Here is a 17,351-nt window from a genome sequence, read left to right as displayed (position 1 = left end):
GGGGATCAAGCGGATGGCAGAGACACTGACGCATATCGGCCAGACGGAGCCACGGCCCACAGGCTGGGAAGGCATTGCAGCCGACTGGTCCTCGGATCAGCGCGCGTTCAAGAACGTGTCCTGGGGCAAGGCCATGATGTGGATCTTCCTGCTCAGCGACACCTTCATCTTCGGCTGCTTCCTGCTCTCCTACATGACCGCGCGCATTTCGACCCGCGTGCCGTGGCCCAATCCGAGCGAGGTCTTTGCGCTTCGTATCGGCGGCTCGGATATCCCACTGATCCTTATTGCCATCATGACCTTCGTGCTGATCTCAAGCAGCGGAACGATGGCCATGGCGGTCAATTTCGGCTACCGCCGCGATCGCCGCAAGACGGCAATCCTCATGCTTCTGACCGCGGCACTCGGCGCGACCTTTGTCGGCATGCAGGCCTTCGAATGGACCAAGCTGATCACTGAAGGGGTGCGCCCCTGGGGCAATCCCTGGGGCGCCGCACAATTCGGTTCGTCTTTCTTCATGATCACCGGTTTCCACGGCACCCATGTGACGATCGGGGTGATCTTCCTGATCATCGTGGCGCGAAAGGTCTGGCGCGGAGATTTCGACACCGGGCGGCGCGGCTTCTTCACCAGCCGCACGGGCCGTTACGAGAATGTCGAGATCATGGGGCTGTACTGGCACTTCGTCGATCTGGTCTGGGTGTTCATCTTCGCATTCTTCTATCTTTGGTGAGAGGCAAACATGGCTGAAGCAACCGCAAACGGCCTCGGACAACACGCACTTCATGCTGGTCATGCACATGAAGCGCCGGCGGCCGCCGCCCATGCCGACGTGCATCAGGAACATCCGATCAAGCTCTATCTGGTGGTCTGGGCATGGCTGTTCATCCTTAGCACATGCTCCTACCTGGTCGACTATTTCGGCCTTCACGGCTATCTCAGATGGTCGCTGATCCTGATCTTCATGATCCTCAAGGCAGGGCTGATCGTCGCCGTCTTCATGCACATGGCCTGGGAACGGCTGGCGCTGGCCTATGCGATCATCCTGCCGCCGATACTGGTTCTGGTGTTCGTGACAATGATGATCTTCGAAGCCGACTACACCCTTTTCACCCGGCTGGCGTTTTTCGGATCCGGGCCCTGACGGCCCATACGTCACGAACTCCGGCAAGGGAGGCCAAGATGACGATCGCAAACAGATTGAAGGACTTCATCGACGGCAAGGGAATTTCCTACGACACCGTCGCTCATCATCGCACTTCAACAAGCCGGCAGTCGGCGATAGCCGCGCACGTGCCCGGCAGCATCATGGCGAAGTCCGTGGTCGTTCACCACGAGCTTGGCTATACGCTAGCCGTGGTTCCAAGCACCCAGAGGATCGAACTCGGCAGGTTGCAAGACGTCATGAACAAGCGTCTCGGACTTGCCTCCGAAGACGAGGTGATTTCGCTCTTCGGTGATTGCGACACCGGCGCCATCCCGCCGATCGGCGCAGCCTACGATGTGCCGGTGATTGTCGATGAAAGCCTCGGCGATGCAGCCGACGTCTACTTCGAAGGCGGCGACCACAGAACGCTGGTGCATGTCAGCGGCAAGGACTTTCGCAGCCTGACCATGGGCGCATACCAAGCCCGCTTCAGTCACCCGGCATACTGACGGCTTCGATCAAACTTGCACCGGCGCCCTCGCCGGTGCGGTGAGGCAGAAAGTCCTCAACTCGCCGGTCTGGCGGGCGACTCCACGACCTTGCGGTAAACATGCCAGGTGGCGTGACCGAGGATCGGCAATACGATGGCCAGCCCGGCGAACACCGGCAGCGAGCCGATGATCAGGGCGACGGCGACAATCAGTCCCCAGACAGCCATGGTGATCGGGTTCGCCAGCACCGCACGCACCGAGGTGTGGATGGCTTCGTACGCACCGACGTCGCGGTCGAGCAACAATGGGAAGGCGACGACCGTTGTGCACAACACCACCACAGCGAAGACGAAGCCGATGGCGTGCCCCAGGATAATCAGCGTCCAGCCGCGTCCGGTGGCAAATATTTCATTGATGAAGCCGGATATCGATTCCGGCGGCGCCGGGCCGAACAGATATTGGTAGAACATCTGCGCCGTCAAAAGCCAGGTGATGAAGATTGCAAACAGCATGATCCCGACCGCCGCGATGGCCGGCAGCGCCGGAGATTTCCTGACGTCGAAAGCGTGCCTCCAGGAGGTGTCGAGTCCGGCTTCCCGTCTGCGGCTGATCTCATAGAGGCCTATCGCCGCGAATGGGCCAATCAGCGCAAAACCGGAAACCAGCGGAAACAACAACGGCAACGCATTGGCGCCAGAAGTCCAGGCGGCGAGCACGACGCCCACGAGCGGATAGATCAGGCAGAGAAAAACGATGTGCGACGGTTTGACCATGAAATCGTCGACGCCCCGCTTGAGCGCGTCGAAAAGGTCGGAAACACCGATTTTTCGAATTTTGGTATGTTCCAGCGTCTCGCTGGCGCCTGCTATCACATGAAAGCTTGCCATGACCGTTCCTCCAGACCTGGTCCGGCAAGGTCGCGGTTTCGCGGTGCTTCCGTTCAGCGTGATGGCCACGCAAAACCGCGACCTGCACCGCAATCAACATACTCTCTTGCCAGAGACTTGTCGCCCTTTGTCAGAAGAGCTCCGGCGGGCCTGGCTAGCTCTGGTGGTCTTTTTTCGATATTCTCGCACAGCGCCGCGCCCTCTTTGGGCGCGTAAAGGACGCTGCACCGCGTTGATTGGCGCATGATCCTGTCCGAAACAGGATCACACGCCAAGTCAAAGGTGAAGATCATGGACGGAAGGACGCTTCTCATCCTCGGCCTTGGCATCGTCGCCCTGCTGATCCTGGGATTCTGTGCAGTACCATCGTGATGTTCGAGCCAATCCTGATCTGCAACGCCTTCAATGCAGAAATTACAGACCGGCCATCTCGACCCCGGCGGGTATTCCGACAACTGCGGTCATGCCGTCAACCTCAGGCTGACATAAACGCTCGCTTTGCGATGGTATCGGCAAGCAGTATGGCAAAGATCGCGAAAAGATAGAAAATCGAGAAGGCAAACAGCGCCTTTGCAGGCTTCGTCTCCTTGTCCGGAGCGACCAGAACCTTCCAGGCCTGCCAGATGAAACCCGCGCCCAATGCAGCCGAAACAACTCCATAGAACCCGCTCGCGAATCCGAACGCCCAAGGCAGCACGCCGACTGGCGCCAGGAGCAGTGAATAGGCGAATATCTGTTTTCTGGTCGAGGCCTGGCCGGCCACGTTCGGCATCATCGGGATGCCGGCAGCGGCGTAGTCGCCGACCTTGAACAGCGCGAGCGCCCAGAAATGGGGTGGCGTCCACAGAAAGATGATCAGGAACAGGATGAGGCTTTCAATGCCGATGGCGCCGGTTGCAGCCGCCCAGCCGATGACCGGAGGAAGGGCGCCCGCCGCGCCGCCAATAACGATGTTCTGCGGCGTCGAGCGCTTCAGCCACATCGTATAGATGACGACGTAGAAGAAGATGGTGAAGGCCAGCAGCGATGCGGCAAGCCAGCCCACCAGCACGCCGAGCATCATGACCGAAAGTGCGGAAAGCACCAGGCCGAAGCCGAGAGCTTCACCCGGCGTGACGCGGCCCGACGGAACCGGCCGCTTTGATGTGCGCGACATCAGCGCGTCGATGTCCGCGTCGTACCACATGTTCAGAGCTCCAGCCGCTCCTGCTCCGATCGCAATCGCACCGATTGCAATCACGGCGATGACCGGATTCATCGCGCCAGGCGCCGCCATCAGGCCAACGAAAGCGGTGAATACGGCAAGCGCCATGACCCGCGGCTTCAAAAGCGCGAAGAAATCACCCGCCGTCGCTTCCGAGAGGCGGATGCCGGTATCCTTGAGGCGGTTTTCCCTAGTCGACATCTCAGACCGATGGAAGCAGGCAACCTAGGCCATGATCCCGAACTGAAGGCTCGAGCGAAAACTGAAACCAGGTCTTTGCTTACGCCGCCCTTCGGTTCGAATAAGATCACAGAAAAACAAGATGTTAGACGGATGGCGTAGGAGCCAGCTCATTTGGAGAACGTTTTCAGATAGGCAATGACGTTGGCCACGTCTGCATCGTTCTTGAGGCCGGGAAACGTCATCTTGGTCCCTTTGACCATGGCCTTGGGATCGTGAAGATAGGTCGTCAGTGTTGGTTCGTCCCATTTGACGCCGGATTTGCCGGCCGCAATCATGGCATCGGAATATTTGAAATCCGGATGCGTACCGGCCGTGCGTCCGATGACGCCGTGCAGCGACGGACCGATCTTGTTCTTGTCCTCGTCTGCGATGTGGCAGACCTTGCATTTGGTGAAGACCTTCTCGCCAGCCGCAGAATCCTGGGCTTGCGATGGATTGGCCACGAAGGTTGCAACAGACACGACGGCGAAAAACGCGACTAAGCGCATGACTTTTCCTCCCTGATCGTCAAATGTGCCTGAGATGATCCGAGCTGCCGCTACCACCAGCAATACGCGCCTTGCACGGCAGAACAGATTATCCGCTTCTACCCCCAAATGGAGTTGCGGCACCTATATACCACCGAATCTGGCCGGTAGGTAGAAGAGGTCGACCGTACAAAGGTTTAGGTGGTCTGCAGCGGCTCAAGGAACATCCGTGTTGCAGCTGCCGGCAACCTGGTTGACCGCTTCGCCGAACCCGGCGAGGTCGAAATCGGCCTCGCCGCGTCCCGACAGCAGCCCGAACCGCCACGAAAGCTGGAGTCGGTTCGCGGCAACAAGGCGCTTGATGCCGTCGACGCCGTCGCGCACCAGCATCCTGCCGCGCGGCCCGACCGACCAGCTTTCATCGAACTTGCTGCCCTGGTCGACCGTGACCGACATGGTGATCTTGCGGCTGGCCGAAACGGTGTCGTTCAGTTGCAGCCATTCGGTCCAATGCGGCTCACCGTTTGCCCGGCAGGCAATCGTCAGGATCGGGCTGTAGCTCAAGGCGCCGCCGCCGGTGATCAGCTTGTTTGTGGCATAGAGCGACGCCGTGACGAGGCCATCCTCGCCCGTGTCGAACCGCCAGTTGTCAAGCACCGTTTCGGCCCGGGCAATGCCGCAGACCGAGACAAGCACTAACGCGATTGCCGCAGCGTGTCCCATTTCGACGAACAGCCTCAACACGCCCTCCAACAGCCAACCGGCTTTCAATAGGAGCGCAGATAATGATCAAAGCTTGGTCGCCACAGGCCATCGCTCGCGAAGCGTGCCGGCTGTTGCAGTTTGGCAACGAAAAAGGCCGCCTCGGAGGGCGGCCTTTCCTGTTTCAGCTGAACGCTTGTGCTATTCGGCGTCCTTGGCGGCCTTCTTCTTCGGCGCGGCCTTCTTCTTGGGCTCTTCCGCGTCGTCGCCAGACTTGGCGTCGCTCGCCTTGTCGTCGGCCTTCTTGGCGGCGGCTTTCTTCGCCGGCTTCGCCTTGACGGCGGTCTCGTCCTCGTCGTCGTCGGCCATCAGCTCTTCCTTGCTGACCTTGACGTCGGTGACCGAAATCTGGCCGAGCAGATGGTCGACCACCTTCTCCTCGAACATCGGCGCCCGCAGCGTGTTCAACGCTTCCGGGTTGTTGCGGTAGAACTCGAAGACTTCCTGCTGCTGGTTACCCGGGTAGCGGCGCACCTGCTCGAACAAGCCGCGCTGCAACTCCTCGTCCGATACGGTGACACCGGCCTTCTCGCCGATTTCAGCCAGCACCAGACCGAGGCGCACGCGGCGCTCGGCAAGCCGCAGATACTCGGCACGCGCCTCTTCTTCCGTCGTCTCTTCGTCGGCGAAGGTGCGTCCGGCTGCTTCCAGGTCACGATTGACCTGCGCCCAGATGTTGTTGAACTCGGCGTCGACGAGCTTCGATGGCGCCTCGAACGAGTAGGCCGCGTCAAGCTGGTCGAGCAGCTGACGCTTGACCTTCTGCCGCGTCATGGCGCCGAACTGGTTCTCGATCTGGCCGCGCACGACGTCGCGCAGGCGCTCCAGCGACTCCAGGCCGAGGTTCTTGGCGGTCTCGTCGTTGATTTCCAACGCGCCGGGCTGGGACACTTCCTTGACGGTGACGTCGAAGGTCGCTTCCTTGCCGGCCAGATGCGCTGCCTGGTAGTTTTCCGGGAAGGTCACGGTGACCTGCTTTTCGTCACCGGCCTTGGCGCCGACAAGCTGATCCTCGAAGCCGGGGATGAACTCCTTCGAGCCCAGCACCAGCGGCTGATCGGTGCCGGCACCGCCATTGAAGGCCTCGCCGTCGATCTTGCCGACATAGTCGATAGAGACGCGGTCGCCATTGGCGGCCTTGCCGGTCTTCGGCTCGTAGCTGCGCGCCGATTCGGCGACGCGCTGGACCTGCTCGTCGATCTCCGTATCCGGCACGTCGAACACCTGGCGCGTCACCTTAATGTCGGAAAAGTCCTTGATCTCGATCGCCGGGATGATCTCGTAGTTGAGGCGGAATTCGAAGTCGGCGCCGCCGGCCAAGATCTTCTCGGCTTCCTTCTCGTCCTCGGTCATGATGACTTCGGGCTGCATGGCAGCCTTTTCGCCACGCCCGGTGATGATCGAACGGGTCGAATCGTTGAGGATTTCGTTGACCACTTCGGCCATGAACGACTTGCCGTAGACCTTGCGCAGGTGCTGCACCGGCACCTTGCCGGGACGGAAGCCGTTGATGCGGACCTTGTTCCTGGCATCCGAGAGCCGCGCCATCAGCTTGGCTTCCATGTCACCAGCCGGCACGGTGATCTTGATCTCGCGCTTGAGACCGGAGTTGAGCGTTTCGGTGACCTGCATCGTAAAACCTTTGTTTTCACCAATGAGACTGCCACGGCCTCTGCCGTTTACAGCCTGCCGGTATATTCTTGCCGGGAATGGCTTTTGGTACGGAACCTGGCGATTTGACCGAAAATACGGCTCAAACTCTCCCAAACTGCGTTCCAAAATGTGAATAAGTTCTTGTTTTTCCTACTTCTTATCACATCCTGTAGAAGCGGATCGTCGCGTCCCGTCACATTTGACACGCCTTTTGTCACAGGCGGGGCTAATTTTCAACAGTCTTCGCATTTCGGCGAACAACCATCATCTTAGCCCTGACCCAACCTTGTTCCCGACATCGACGGAATGATGGCTACATGGGATTGCTGGTCCATGCGGGTATGGCGGAACTGGTAGACGCACCAGATTTAGGTTGCCCCCAGCCAGCTCGCTACGGAGCTGCCACGGTGGCTCGGACACCTCGTGGAGGGTGGACGCACAATATCAGGCATCACCTATGGAATCGAATGTGCTACGGTTCCGCAATGTCTTGGCAACACGTTCGCATATCCCACTTCGGTGGCCCCGAGGTCCTGGAACTGGTGAGCGAGCCAACAATCCCAAATCCGGGTGCTGGCGAGGTACGCATCAAGGTTCTGGCAGCCGGAACCGGTTTCACGGATAGCTTCATTCGGCGTGGCCGTTACCCCGACTTCAAAGGACCGCTGCCGTTTACTCCCGGCTACGACCTCGTAGGTGTTGTGGAGAAGGCTGGTCCCGACGTTGTCTTGCCGCGTGAGGGGCAAATCGTTGCCGATCTCTGCGTAGTCGGTGGTTACGCGCAATATGCGATTCGTCCCGCGCGTTTTCTTGTGCCGGTTCCAGCCGGCGTCGATGCGGCAGAGGCCGTTTGCATACCGCTCGCCTACCTTACAGCCTTTCAGATGCTCACGCGCTATCGGCGCTTATCACCCGGCGATACGATTCTCGTTATCGGCGCATCAGGCTCGGTCGGTACGGCGCTACTCGATCTCTCGCGTCATCTTGGCCTCAAGGCAATCGGCACGTGTTCGGCGGCGAACCTCGCCGCGGTTGAGCGATTTGGCGGTAAAGCAGTCGACTATCGGGCTGGCGACTTCGTTGATGTGGTCCGCAAACTCACGACTGGGCGGATTGGCGGCGCCGGTGTCGATGCGGCATTCGATGCCATCGGAGGGGCGCATTTCAACCGGTCATTCGCCTGTCTCGCGCCGGGGGGCACCCTCATCGGCTACGGCTCCCAGACAATGGCGATCGGGCGCGAAAACTTGATCGCGGCGGGGCTAGGTTTGGCACGCCTGAAGCTATGGGGCGCATTGAGCTTCCTGTTCCGTGGCCGTACGGCGCTTTGGTACAGCATCACAGACCGCCGCTTGTCGCATCCTGAAGAGTTTAGGACTGACATGGCTGCCTTGTTCGAGTTGCTCCGCAACGGCGCCATTCATCCGATGGTTGTCGGTCGCGAACCACTAGCCGCGGCGAAAGATATCCACACACGTATCGACGCTGGCGGGTTCGGCGGCAAAATCGTCATGCTGCCCTGGCTGGCGACGCAGGTGGCTACCGACAAGTAACCGCTTCGCACTGCCAAAAGCCCCGCGCCAGCGCCTGTTGCTCCACCCGCCCATCAGGGCAAAGCCAATGCCTGAAACGAACTCAAAGATGGATAGAAACTGGGGGGCGACGTCAGCGCCCCAGTTCGAACAAACTTTGGGCCATGGGTCGAGCAAGACACGCTGACCAGCCCCACACCCTGTGTCCGTTGGCTTTAGTCGCTTGAACTTGTGTCATGGCTTGTGACATAGACGTGGCACAGGTCACCAGATCGGCGGGTATGGCGGAATTGGTAGACGCACCAGATTTAGGTTCTGGCGTGAAAACGTGGGGGTTCGAGTCCCTCTACCCGCACCACCCTTCGCTCTTCGAGCTTCGGGTGGCAGGCCACCTGAAGCTCTTTGCGCGAAGGAGTGTCCTCCGAAGCCTTGGCGAAAGAGGACCGGTCCAGGTTCGAACCCCATCCGCTCGCGCGCACCACGGCCGCCGGCCGCGACCGTCCCGGCATCGGCGTCTACGCCTCGAACACCCTCCTCGTGAACCACGCGGCCAGCTGTGCCAGCTCCGGCCCCAGCACGCGATCGTCGCCGACTGGCGGCACAATATTTCTGATCTCATCGACGAAGGCCTGAAGCGCCGGCGGTGGCGCGCGTTCGGTGACGTGCAGCGCCTGGGAAGCGATCATCGCCAGCATCGCCATGGCGGCATCGACGCAGCGGCCGGCGGTCGCTTCCTTGGTCCATGCGAAGAACGCCGTCGTGGCGACATCGTCCTGTCCGGCGCCGGCCGACTCCGTTCCGGGAATGAAGGTGCGCTGCGCCCCCAGCTTGGCTTGCTCGAGATAGCCGGTGATCGCCATCGGCACATAGCCGACATTGCCGTGGCCGTCGCTGTCGGCTGAGTGCCGTCCGGCCATCAAGAGATCCGGCAGCAGCGACACCTTGCCGTTCAGGAGTTTTGAGGCGTGGCGATCGCAGAGCAGGCAGATGTCGGCCCATATCGCCGCCAGATCGTCCAGCGCCGGCGTCGCCATGGCATTGTGATAGCCGCCCGTGCTGATACAGCGCCCGAACGGATGCCCATCATCGGGCGGGATATAGACCGGATTGTCCGATATCGAGGCCAGCGACACGGTGGCCGCTTGCTCCGCCGTCGACAACGCTCGATGCGCCTGGCCGAGGACACGCGGCACGATGCGGTAGCTGACCGGCGCCTGGTAGTTGCGTCGCCCATCGCCGGCGCCGACCAGAAATTCCCGCAACCCCTGCAGGGCCGCAGCTTCATGCTCATCGCCCCACAGCGCGTCGAGCGCCGCGTCATAATGTTCGAGCGGCGCGCGAAACGCCTCGATCGACAGCGCGAACACTTTTTGCGCCATGCGGATGCGGCGACGCGCCGCCAGCGCGGCATCAGCCACCAGAGCGGCAGCGCAGGGCGAGCCGTTGATCAGCGAGCCGCGTTCCTTTACCTCGAGGTCGAAGCGCGTCGTAAGCTCGGCAAACAGCGGATAGAGCGCAAGGATCTCGCCGGCGCCGCCCTGGCCCGAAGCCGGTACCGTTGGCATCGGCCGACCATCGAGCATTGCGGCAACGGCAAGCGCGATGCGCGGCGTGGTGGCGGCGTTGCCCTCGACGAAGTTCGTCAGGCGGGCAAGCACGATTGCCCGGACCACACGATCCGACAAGGGATCGCCGAAGGAAGTGGCGGCGGCGAACGCCTTGATGCGCGCATGGCGGTCTCGCTCGTCAGGTTCGAGCTTGCGGCTCGCCAACTCCCCCATGGCGGTGGTGACGCCATAGATGACCGGCGGCGGATCGGTTTCAATGAGCTTGAGGAATGAGGCGCGGCATTCGGCAATGCGCTGCAGGGCCTTCTCGCCGATCGCCACCGTGTCCTTCTCCCAGGCGACGCGGAAAACAGTGTCGAGGTTAATGTCCTCACGCGTCGACAAGGTAACTGGCATGCTTCACACCACGGCAAACAAGGACATTAATAAAGCGGTTCCTCGAACAGCGTCTTGTCGCCGTCCACCAGCGCCTTGATCTGCGCGGTGCCGTCGCCGGCGAGCGCAAGGCGGATGCCGAACGGGCGCACCCGCATGTCGTTCTGGATCGCCATCCCCTCGCCTTCCGGCAGATAGAAGCGCTCGATGCCGTAGTCCGGCGCGATGGTCGCCCCTTCGCTGCGAAGATCCCAGCCCTCTGCGACGTGGCCTGATATATCGGCTTCGTCGGCAGCGGCCGGCATCGGCGCCTTGCCGAACCAGGCGGTCGTCGGCTGCCAATAGCCGTCGGCGCCCTTCTTGAGGCGGACGACAATCGAGGTGTCGTCGCTGGAAAGTTTGTCGGGCGGAATGTTGGCGATCATTTTCGCCGGTATGCGCGAAATCTCGTAGCCCAGGATAATATAGTCGCCGCGCAGGAGGTCGCGCGGATCGACGGGCTCGATCTTCAGCAGCACTTCCTTGCCGTTGCGCAGGATCGCCGCGCGGCCGGCGATGATCCAGCTCAGGAAGCCGATCTGGACAAGTGCCAGCACCAGCGCCGAGACAACAAGTCTTTTTCCGGTCATCATGCCGTGGCTCCCATGGCAACTGGGCCCTTCATGCGTTTTTCCACGCGGATGATGACCAGTGCAAGGATCCCGAGCAGCACCGCGGCGGCAAGGAAGAAGCCGGCCGTATCGAGCATCGATTGCAACGTCACCACATAGATGATGGCGAGTTCGAAGGCGAAGCCGGCATAGGCAAGCCAGCGCAAACCACGGCTCTCCCGTCCTGCCAGCACGATTGCCGCGACGATGCCGGCCAGCGCGACGACCGAAGCGATGGCGAAACCGCTGTTGTAGGTGCTCTCGCCAGCCAGTTCGAACTGGATCATGGCCAGGCCGGTGAGGAAGCCGAGCAGCGCGTGCAAGGGCAAGCGACCGCCGAGCTGCACGATCCTGTCAACCGTATCTGGCGCGAAGACCGAGGCCGCGAACAGCAGCGCCGACGCAACGACCAGCGGGATCGCCACCTGCAGCGTGTCGTGGTTGGTGACCAGCAGCACAAGATAGAACAGCACCGACAGGATGATCAGGTGCCGCGCCGGCTGGCTGCGGGTCCAGAACGAGACGGCAAACAGCACGATCGCCATGACGACGAAGGCATGCGGAAATTCGCTACGGCTGTAATAATCGAAGCCCTTCAGGAACAGCCAGGCATCGGCAATGCCGACCGAAGCCACGGTCAGTGGGTTCGAACGCAGCGCCACAGCCGCGAGTGCCGTGCCGGCACCCCAGGTGACCAGAGCCGACGCCTCGTCGCCGGACAGATGATACATCTGGCCGATCAGCGCGATCGACCCGCCGAAAGCCGCCGCCGCCACGATCCACAACGCCTCGCCGATCGCCGCATGGTCGCGCGTCTTCAACAGCGCGCCGCCGACATAGCCGCCAAGGATGACCGCAAAGAGCGCCAGGACGCGCGCCAGCCGCGGGATCGCGTCCCAGTTGGCGGCGACGAAAATCAGGATGGCGGCGCCGAACAGCAAGGCAGCCATCATCGCCAGGATCGAGCCGAAGCTGAGCGACTTGCGCTCGTTGGCCTCGACATCGCGCGCCAGGGAATCGGCAATGGTGGCGTCGATCAGGCCAGCCTGCTGCCAGCGCGCGATATCCGCCCTGACCCGCGACGAATAACTCGCCATCCCGCTTCTCCCCCAGTTTGGTCTTTTTTTCAGCCGATCCGGTCAAACCGTTGACGCGACGGCATTTTCCGATTCGGGTTTCTTTGTGTCAGGTCCGTGAACGCTCGTTAATGCTGCATTGCACAATTTGCATTGCTGCCATGCAGCCATAGCGCTTTTAAATCGATATGGGTCCGCCTATTTATGCTTCGTACACAAACGGAATGATCCGCAAGAAAGACGAAACGAGAACTACCATGAACCTGATCCGCAACTACCGCAACTGGCGCCGCTACAGGGACACCGTGTCCGAGCTGAGCCGCCTGAGCAACCGTGAACTGACCGACCTCGGCATCAGCCGCAGCGACATTCCTTACGTCGCTCGCAAGGCGGTCTAATTCTTCGGACCGCAAATGGTCCGAACCAGTTTTGAAAAAGAGAACGACAATGAACCTGATCCGCAACTATCGTAACTGGCGCGTTTATCGCGAGACGGTTACCGAGTTGGGTCGCCTTTCGAACCGCCAGCTGCATGACCTCGGTATCGTCCGCGACGAAATCAAGATCATCGCCCGCCAGGCGATCTAACCAGAATTTCGCCAGGGTCGACCTCCTCCCCGACCCTGACGGATCCGGTCAACCTTCACCTCCTCCCGAGGGTTGACCACCAAAACGGCGCCCGCCGCACCTCCTCCCGCGGCGGGCGTTGTTTCCCCAGGGCAAAACGAATTTTGCCCCAGAGGCTTCGCCCTTGTAAAAAAGCGAAAGAGTTTTCGTCAAAGCCGACCTCCTCCCCGGCGATGACGAGTAGGCCCGACCTTCACCTCCTCCCGAAGGTCGGCCACCAAAACGGCGCCCGCCGCACCTCCTCCCGCGGCGGGCGCTGTTTCCCCGGGGCAAAACGAATTTTGCCCTAGAGGTTTCGCCCCTTGTAAATGCAGCGAAAGAGTTTTCGCCAAAGCCGACCTCCTCCCCGGCGATGGCGAATACGGTCGGCCTTCACCTCCTCCCGAGGGTTGACCCCAAAAACGACACCCGCCGGACCTCCTCCCCCGGCGGGTGTTGTTGTTTTCAGGGGTTGATCCCCGAGCTGCTGTTTGCCCCGCACCACGCACGGCAATTGCAATCGCCGCACCAAGCGATTATTCCGGCGCTCATGAGCAAAAATCGCATCCACATCATCGGCGGCGGCCTCGCCGGCTCCGAAGCCGCCTGGCAGGCAGCGCAAGCTGGCGTTCCCGTCATCCTGCATGAAATGCGGCCTGTTCGCGGCACCGATGCCCACAAGACCGATAACCTGGCCGAGCTGGTCTGCTCCAATTCCTTCCGCTCCGACGACGCCGACAACAACGCCGTCGGCCTGTTGCACGCCGAAATGCGGCTGGCCGGCTCGTTGATCATGAGCGCGGGCGACGCCAACCAGGTGCCGGCCGGCGGCGCGCTTGCCGTCGACCGCGACGGATTCGCCGACGCCGTAACGAAAAAACTCGAAGCCCACCCGCTGATCACCATCCAGCGCGAGGAAGTGCCGGGTCTGCCGCCGGCGGATTGGGATCAGGCGATCGTCGCCACGGGTCCGCTGACCGCGCCCTCGCTTGCCCAGTCGATCGCGGAAGCGACCGGCGCCGATGCGCTGGCCTTCTTCGACGCCATCGCGCCTATCGTCCATTTCGACACAATCGACATGGATACCTGCTGGTTCCAGTCGCGCTACGACAAGGTTGGGCCGGGCGGCACCGGCAAGGACTACATCAATTGCCCCATGGACAAGGACCAGTACCTAACCTTCGTGCAGGCGCTGGTCGATGGCCAGAAGACTGAATTCAAGCAATGGGAAGGCACGCCCTATTTCGACGGCTGCCTGCCGATCGAGATCATGGCCGAGCGTGGCGTCGAGACCCTGCGCTACGGGCCGATGAAGCCAATGGGGCTGACCAATGCGCACAATCCGACGGTAAAGGCTTATGCCGTAGTCCAGCTGCGGCAGGACAATGCGCTGGGCACGCTCTACAACATGGTCGGTTTTCAGACCAAATTGAAGCATGCCGAGCAGGTGCGTGTGTTCCGCACCATACCGGGTCTCGAAAACGCCGATTTCGCCCGCCTCGGCGGCCTGCACCGCAACACCTACATCAACTCGCCGACCTTGCTGGACGCCTCGCTGCAGCTGAAGTCGCGCCCTGGCCTGCGTTTTGCCGGCCAGATCACCGGCTGCGAAGGCTATGTCGAAAGTGCTGCGATCGGCCTGCTCGCCGGCCGTTTCGCCGCCGCCGAAAGGCTTGGCCAGGCACCGTCGCTGCCGCCGCTCACCACGGCCTTCGGCGCCTTGCTCAACCACATCACCGGTGGCCACATCGTCTCCGATGACGAACCGGGAAAGCGCTCCTTCCAGCCGATGAATGTCAATTTCGGCCTGTTCCCGCCCGTCGAAGCCCCGAAGATCGAGGGCAAACGCATGCGTGGCAAGGACAAGACTGTCGCCAAGCGCCACGCCATCACATCGCGCGCACGCGCCGATTGCCGGCAATGGCTGGGACTGCCGGTGCAAACGGAGACGGCCGAAGCGGCGGAGTAAAACTCCCTATTCGACTGGCTCGGCACCTGCCATCGGCAGCCCCGGCTTGCCGGCCTCATCTGGATTCCGTCTGACATACGCTGCCTTAAGGCTTTCCGACGTTTCGCGTGAGCCGTCATGGCTCCAGCCGGGGGGCTTGATCAGATAATTCAGGCGATCACTCAAGGTCAGGGCGGGCGCAAAGGCATCGCTGAACATGCCGATCCATTCATGGAACGCCACTTTCAGCGGATTGAAGGTGCCGAGGTTTCTGACGATGCCGTAGCGCGGCCGGTCTTCTTCCAGTTCCCCGACGAAGGTGCCGAACATGCGATCCCAGATGATCAGCGTGCCGGCATAGTTGGCGTCGAGATAGCGCGGATTGGTGGCGTGGTGGACGCGGTGGTGTGACGGCGTGTTGAAGACGAATTCGAACCAGCCCCACATTCTGCCGATGGTCTCGGTGTGGATCCAGAACTGCCACACCAGGTTGAAGCCGAAGGTGAAGGCAATCACCGCCGGATGAAAGCCAAGCAGCACCAGCGGCGCCTGCAGCACGAACATGAAGGTGAACAGGCCCGTCCAGCTTTGTCGCAACGCCGTCGACAGATTGTAGTGCTGGCTGGAATGGTGGTTGACGTGTTCGGCCCACACCCAGCGCACCCGGTGCGCGATGCGGTGATAGACATAGTAGCGCAGATCATCGAGCAGGAAGGCGGCGAGGAACACCCAGACCGACAGGCCGAGATTGAAGACGCGGAATTGCCAGAGCCACAGCAGCGCCCAGTAGGACACGACGCCAAGCAGCAGCCCGGCAACGACATTGCCGGTGCCCATCATCAGGCTGGTCAAGGTGTCGCGCGTCTCGAACGAACCCTTGGCACGGCCGGTGCGCACCAACCAAAGCTCGATCAGGATCGCGACAACGAAGAACGGGATGGCCAGTTGGGTGACTTGCGGGAAATTGTAGCTGTCCATCACGCGGCCTCCCTGGCGGAATTCGGATGTTGCAGCTCAAGCGCTTCCAGCACGCCTTGCGCATCCGCTGCGCTGGCAAAGCGGAAGCGGCCGCCCTTCCAGGTGAAATCGGCGAGCCGGAACGAGACCGTATTCACATCTCCGGCGTTCAAAACTGCGACATCTTGAGGCGTGACGATGCGGGTCAAGAAGCAGTCGCCGATGCTGTGAACGATCCCGATGCGCCCTCGCCCGATATCCAGAAACGCCGTCCTGGCATCCGCCGTCAGGCGCACCACGGTCGCCACCTCGTCGGGAAAATCCTCGGCGAAACGGCTCAGCGCCTGATCCGTTCCGGCAAGCGTGGCCGTCTTGCTGCCGCCGGTGAAATGCACCGCGGCGACCGACAGCGCAATGCCAAGGGCGACGATCGCGACCAGCACAGGCAAGCTCATGGATCGGTATCTCCTCCGGCCGGACTGTTGTCTGCGGCAACAGTTCTGACTCGGAAAGCTCTTAGCATGATTGACGTTTACGTCAAAGTGCCGGCCAGCCCTTGGTCGCACGACGCAGCAGCAGCCAATGCCGGCGCAAAGCCGATAGCCGCGCCACACCATCGAGCGGCGAGCCACTTTCCATTTTTGTCAGGTAGGCGCGCGACAGGGCCAGTGGCAGGAATGCCGGGCGCAGCGAGACAGGCAAGGCCGATGCGCCCTGTTCGAAGGCGGAAAGATGGTCGCGTGCCAGCGCGATCATTGCCGCCACCGCGCGCTTGGCGCCAGGACCGCCATCGCCGGTGATGAACTCCTGCGGCGAAGAGCCAGCCGCAGCAAGGATATCGGCCGGGATAAAACATTGCCCGCGTTTGCGGTGCAGCGGCAACAGGAGCAGCAGGCCGGTCATCGCCTGCGCACAGCCTGCCCTGCCCGCCAGTGCGGCAAAGCGCGGCGCCTCGCCGGGATCGAGTATCATCGCCGCAAGCTGGATGAGCGCGGCGGCCGTCTCGCCGCAATAGCCTTCCAGATCGGTGCGCGACGGCATCGAGTCGTCGTAGAGGTCGAAGATGCGCGCATCGAGCATGTTCTCGAAGGCCAGTTTCGGCAGGTTGAATGTCGCTATGGTGGCATTCAAGGCTTCAGCTGTGGGATGGCCGGCGCCCGCCTCGCCGCCGGCGGCAATGACATCGCGCCACCATTGCAGCCGCACCTCGCCCGGCAGCGCCTCATGGATGCGATCGCGAATGCCTGCGATCTCGGCATTGAAGGCGTAGAGCGAAAACAGCGCGTCGCGCTTGTCCGCCGGCGCATAAAGCGCGGTCAGATAGCGGTCATGATCGGCGGCGCGCACCGCGTCCATGACGATTTTGGCGCTTTGAGACATGTCAATCGACGGCAATGAGCGCGGCAGCCACGGCGCGCTCTTCCGCCAGAAGGACATTGTAGGTCCGTACCGCGGCACCGGTCGACATCGGGTCGGACGCAATGCCGGCGGCCTTCAGCGCGGCCCGCAGCGCGGCGGGCAATGGCCTGAGATCCCTACCCATGCCGACCAGCAGGATCTCGACCTTGTCGGCCTCAGTCAGCAGCCTGTCGAAGTCCGCCACCGTCAGCGCCAGGGGATCCGCCGGCTCCCAGCCATGGATGCCGGATGGCAGACAGAGCAGCGAGCCGCGATGCGACATGTCGGCAAAGCGGAACCCACCATTGCCGTAGGCTTCGATCGGCGCGCGGCCTGGAAAATGCGCCTCGCGGATGACGATGCCTTTGCTGGTCACCGTTTTGTCAC

At 61.6% G+C, this 17,351-nt stretch carries 20 protein-coding genes and 1 tRNA gene; 9 read left to right on the top strand and 12 right to left on the bottom strand.

Annotated features, from left to right (window positions below):
- Window positions 1-13: 13 nt before the first annotated feature.
- Genes C8D77_RS24760 through C8D77_RS24750 form a run of 3 tightly spaced genes read left to right on the top strand, consistent with a single transcriptional unit; the run spans window position 14 to window position 1,656 of the window.
- The gene (locus tag C8D77_RS24760; RefSeq protein WP_109668908.1) at window positions 14-733 is read left to right on the top strand and encodes a heme-copper oxidase subunit III family protein; all 720 of its coding nucleotides are present in this window, start codon (window positions 14-16) and stop codon (window positions 731-733) included.
- Window positions 734-742: 9 nt separating this feature from the next.
- Window positions 743-1,144, top strand: coding sequence for a cytochrome C oxidase subunit IV family protein (locus C8D77_RS24755; protein WP_109668906.1), 402 nt, complete (start codon window positions 743-745; stop codon window positions 1,142-1,144).
- A 38-nt stretch (window positions 1,145-1,182) separates the two neighbouring features.
- Window positions 1,183-1,656 carry an aminoacyl-tRNA deacylase gene (locus tag C8D77_RS24750; RefSeq protein ID WP_109668904.1) on the top strand — a complete coding sequence of 158 codons (474 nt, stop codon included), beginning with the start codon at window positions 1,183-1,185 and terminating at the stop codon, window positions 1,654-1,656.
- A 56-nt stretch (window positions 1,657-1,712) separates the two neighbouring features.
- Here the strand turns inward: C8D77_RS24750 and C8D77_RS24745 are convergent, their stop codons facing one another.
- Window positions 1,713-2,525 (bottom strand): DUF2189 domain-containing protein, encoded by an 813-nt coding sequence (locus tag C8D77_RS24745; RefSeq protein ID WP_109668902.1) that lies wholly within the window; start codon window positions 2,523-2,525, stop codon window positions 1,713-1,715.
- Window positions 2,526-2,768: 243 nt separating this feature from the next.
- Here C8D77_RS24745 and C8D77_RS38840 point away from each other — a divergent pair, with 243 nt between their 5' ends.
- The gene (locus C8D77_RS38840; RefSeq protein ID WP_281036065.1) at window positions 2,769-2,897 is read left to right on the top strand and encodes a hypothetical protein; all 129 of its coding nucleotides are present in this window, start codon (window positions 2,769-2,771) and stop codon (window positions 2,895-2,897) included.
- 103 nt (window positions 2,898-3,000) lie between these two features.
- Here C8D77_RS38840 and C8D77_RS24740 read toward each other — a convergent pair whose 3' ends face one another.
- From C8D77_RS24740 to tig, 4 genes are all read right to left on the bottom strand, one after another.
- Entirely contained in the window at window positions 3,001-3,930 is a 930-nt protein-coding gene (locus C8D77_RS24740; protein WP_109668900.1) for a heme o synthase, read from the bottom strand.
- 149 nt (window positions 3,931-4,079) lie between these two features.
- On the bottom strand, window positions 4,080-4,460 hold the full coding sequence (locus C8D77_RS24735) for a c-type cytochrome (RefSeq protein ID WP_109668897.1): 381 nt from the start codon (window positions 4,458-4,460) through the stop codon (window positions 4,080-4,082).
- Window positions 4,461-4,655: 195 nt separating this feature from the next.
- A complete protein-coding gene (locus tag C8D77_RS24730; protein WP_109668958.1) occupies window positions 4,656-5,180 on the bottom strand; it encodes a hypothetical protein in 525 nt (174 codons plus the stop codon).
- Between the two features lie 162 nt (window positions 5,181-5,342).
- Window positions 5,343-6,833 carry a trigger factor gene (tig, locus tag C8D77_RS24725; protein ID WP_109668895.1) on the bottom strand — a complete coding sequence of 497 codons (1,491 nt, stop codon included), beginning with the start codon at window positions 6,831-6,833 and terminating at the stop codon, window positions 5,343-5,345.
- Between the two features lie 563 nt (window positions 6,834-7,396).
- On the opposite strand from tig, the gene C8D77_RS24720 reads away from it, so the two are divergent.
- Both C8D77_RS24720 and C8D77_RS24715 read left to right on the top strand, forming a co-directional pair.
- The gene (locus tag C8D77_RS24720; protein ID WP_164548682.1) at window positions 7,397-8,407 is read left to right on the top strand and encodes a zinc-binding dehydrogenase; all 1,011 of its coding nucleotides are present in this window, start codon (window positions 7,397-7,399) and stop codon (window positions 8,405-8,407) included.
- 254 nt (window positions 8,408-8,661) lie between these two features.
- Window positions 8,662-8,744: transfer RNA gene (locus C8D77_RS24715), tRNA-Leu, on the top strand.
- A 157-nt stretch (window positions 8,745-8,901) separates the two neighbouring features.
- Here C8D77_RS24715 and C8D77_RS24710 read toward each other — a convergent pair.
- From C8D77_RS24710 to C8D77_RS24700, 3 genes are read right to left on the bottom strand one after another with little or no spacing between them, the layout of a single operon-like run.
- Window positions 8,902-10,350, bottom strand: coding sequence for an aromatic amino acid lyase (locus tag C8D77_RS24710; RefSeq protein WP_109668891.1), 1,449 nt, complete (start codon window positions 10,348-10,350; stop codon window positions 8,902-8,904).
- Between the two features lie 26 nt (window positions 10,351-10,376).
- Window positions 10,377-10,961, bottom strand: a complete 585-nt coding sequence (locus C8D77_RS24705; RefSeq protein ID WP_109668889.1) for a GDYXXLXY domain-containing protein — start codon at window positions 10,959-10,961, stop codon at window positions 10,377-10,379.
- Window positions 10,958-12,076 carry a DUF2157 domain-containing protein gene (locus C8D77_RS24700; protein WP_109668887.1) on the bottom strand — a complete coding sequence of 373 codons (1,119 nt, stop codon included), beginning with the start codon at window positions 12,074-12,076 and terminating at the stop codon, window positions 10,958-10,960. The genes C8D77_RS24705 and C8D77_RS24700 overlap by 4 nt, the downstream gene beginning before the upstream one ends.
- A 236-nt stretch (window positions 12,077-12,312) precedes the next feature.
- On the opposite strand from C8D77_RS24700, the gene C8D77_RS24695 reads away from it, so the two are divergent.
- From C8D77_RS24695 to trmFO, 3 genes are all read left to right on the top strand, one after another.
- Window positions 12,313-12,453, top strand: coding sequence for a DUF1127 domain-containing protein (locus tag C8D77_RS24695; RefSeq protein WP_013531315.1), 141 nt, complete (start codon window positions 12,313-12,315; stop codon window positions 12,451-12,453).
- A gap of 49 nt (window positions 12,454-12,502) precedes the next feature.
- Window positions 12,503-12,643, top strand: coding sequence for a DUF1127 domain-containing protein (locus tag C8D77_RS24690; RefSeq protein ID WP_013531314.1), 141 nt, complete (start codon window positions 12,503-12,505; stop codon window positions 12,641-12,643).
- A gap of 568 nt (window positions 12,644-13,211) precedes the next feature.
- Entirely contained in the window at window positions 13,212-14,630 is a 1,419-nt protein-coding gene (gene trmFO / locus C8D77_RS24685; protein WP_109668884.1) for a methylenetetrahydrofolate--tRNA-(uracil(54)-C(5))-methyltransferase (FADH(2)-oxidizing) TrmFO, read from the top strand.
- A 6-nt stretch (window positions 14,631-14,636) separates the two neighbouring features.
- On the opposite strand, the gene C8D77_RS24680 is transcribed toward trmFO, so the two are convergent.
- The 4 genes from C8D77_RS24680 to C8D77_RS24665 form a co-directional block, all read right to left on the bottom strand.
- Window positions 14,637-15,587: a sterol desaturase family protein gene (locus C8D77_RS24680; RefSeq protein ID WP_215732077.1), complete on the bottom strand. Its 951-nt coding sequence runs from the start codon at window positions 15,585-15,587 to the stop codon at window positions 14,637-14,639.
- Entirely contained in the window at window positions 15,587-16,021 is a 435-nt protein-coding gene (locus tag C8D77_RS24675) for a hypothetical protein (RefSeq protein ID WP_109668880.1), read from the bottom strand. The genes C8D77_RS24680 and C8D77_RS24675 overlap by 1 nt, the downstream gene beginning before the upstream one ends.
- Before the next feature lie 82 nt (window positions 16,022-16,103).
- Window positions 16,104-16,946: a phytoene/squalene synthase family protein gene (locus tag C8D77_RS24670; RefSeq protein WP_164548681.1), complete on the bottom strand. Its 843-nt coding sequence runs from the start codon at window positions 16,944-16,946 to the stop codon at window positions 16,104-16,106.
- 1 nt (window position 16,947) lies between these two features.
- Window positions 16,948-17,340: an Mth938-like domain-containing protein gene (locus tag C8D77_RS24665; protein ID WP_109668876.1), complete on the bottom strand. Its 393-nt coding sequence runs from the start codon at window positions 17,338-17,340 to the stop codon at window positions 16,948-16,950.
- Window positions 17,341-17,351 lie beyond the last annotated feature (11 nt).

Source organism: Mesorhizobium loti (genome assembly GCF_003148495.1).
In the GTDB taxonomy this organism is placed as follows: Bacteria; Pseudomonadota; Alphaproteobacteria; order Rhizobiales; family Rhizobiaceae; genus Mesorhizobium; species Mesorhizobium loti.
This window is presented reverse-complemented; position numbering and strand designations above follow the sequence as displayed.

Excerpts from the sequence above, each read along its gene's own strand:
- C8D77_RS24760 (WP_109668908.1), top strand. The coding sequence starts at position 14 with ATGGCAGAGACACTGACGCATATCGGCCAGACGGAGCCACGGCCCACA.
- C8D77_RS24755 (WP_109668906.1), top strand. The coding sequence starts at position 743 with ATGGCTGAAGCAACCGCAAACGGCCTCGGACAACACGCACTTCATGCT.
- C8D77_RS24750 (WP_109668904.1), top strand. The coding sequence starts at position 1,183 with ATGACGATCGCAAACAGATTGAAGGACTTCATCGACGGCAAGGGAATT.
- C8D77_RS24745 (WP_109668902.1), bottom strand. The coding sequence starts at position 2,525 with ATGGCAAGCTTTCATGTGATAGCAGGCGCCAGCGAGACGCTGGAACAT.
- C8D77_RS38840 (WP_281036065.1), top strand. The coding sequence starts at position 2,769 with ATGATCCTGTCCGAAACAGGATCACACGCCAAGTCAAAGGTGAAGATC.
- C8D77_RS24740 (WP_109668900.1), bottom strand. The coding sequence starts at position 3,930 with ATGTCGACTAGGGAAAACCGCCTCAAGGATACCGGCATCCGCCTCTCG.
- C8D77_RS24735 (WP_109668897.1), bottom strand. The coding sequence starts at position 4,460 with ATGCGCTTAGTCGCGTTTTTCGCCGTCGTGTCTGTTGCAACCTTCGTG.
- tig (WP_109668895.1), bottom strand. The coding sequence starts at position 6,833 with ATGCAGGTCACCGAAACGCTCAACTCCGGTCTCAAGCGCGAGATCAAG.
- C8D77_RS24710 (WP_109668891.1), bottom strand. The coding sequence starts at position 10,350 with ATGCCAGTTACCTTGTCGACGCGTGAGGACATTAACCTCGACACTGTT.
- C8D77_RS24705 (WP_109668889.1), bottom strand. The coding sequence starts at position 10,961 with ATGATGACCGGAAAAAGACTTGTTGTCTCGGCGCTGGTGCTGGCACTT.
- C8D77_RS24700 (WP_109668887.1), bottom strand. The coding sequence starts at position 12,076 with ATGGCGAGTTATTCGTCGCGGGTCAGGGCGGATATCGCGCGCTGGCAG.
- C8D77_RS24695 (WP_013531315.1), top strand. The coding sequence starts at position 12,313 with ATGAACCTGATCCGCAACTACCGCAACTGGCGCCGCTACAGGGACACC.
- C8D77_RS24690 (WP_013531314.1), top strand. The coding sequence starts at position 12,503 with ATGAACCTGATCCGCAACTATCGTAACTGGCGCGTTTATCGCGAGACG.
- trmFO (WP_109668884.1), top strand. The coding sequence starts at position 13,212 with ATGAGCAAAAATCGCATCCACATCATCGGCGGCGGCCTCGCCGGCTCC.
- C8D77_RS24680 (WP_215732077.1), bottom strand. The coding sequence starts at position 15,587 with ATGGACAGCTACAATTTCCCGCAAGTCACCCAACTGGCCATCCCGTTC.
- C8D77_RS24675 (WP_109668880.1), bottom strand. The coding sequence starts at position 16,021 with ATGAGCTTGCCTGTGCTGGTCGCGATCGTCGCCCTTGGCATTGCGCTG.
- C8D77_RS24670 (WP_164548681.1), bottom strand. The coding sequence starts at position 16,946 with ATGTCTCAAAGCGCCAAAATCGTCATGGACGCGGTGCGCGCCGCCGAT.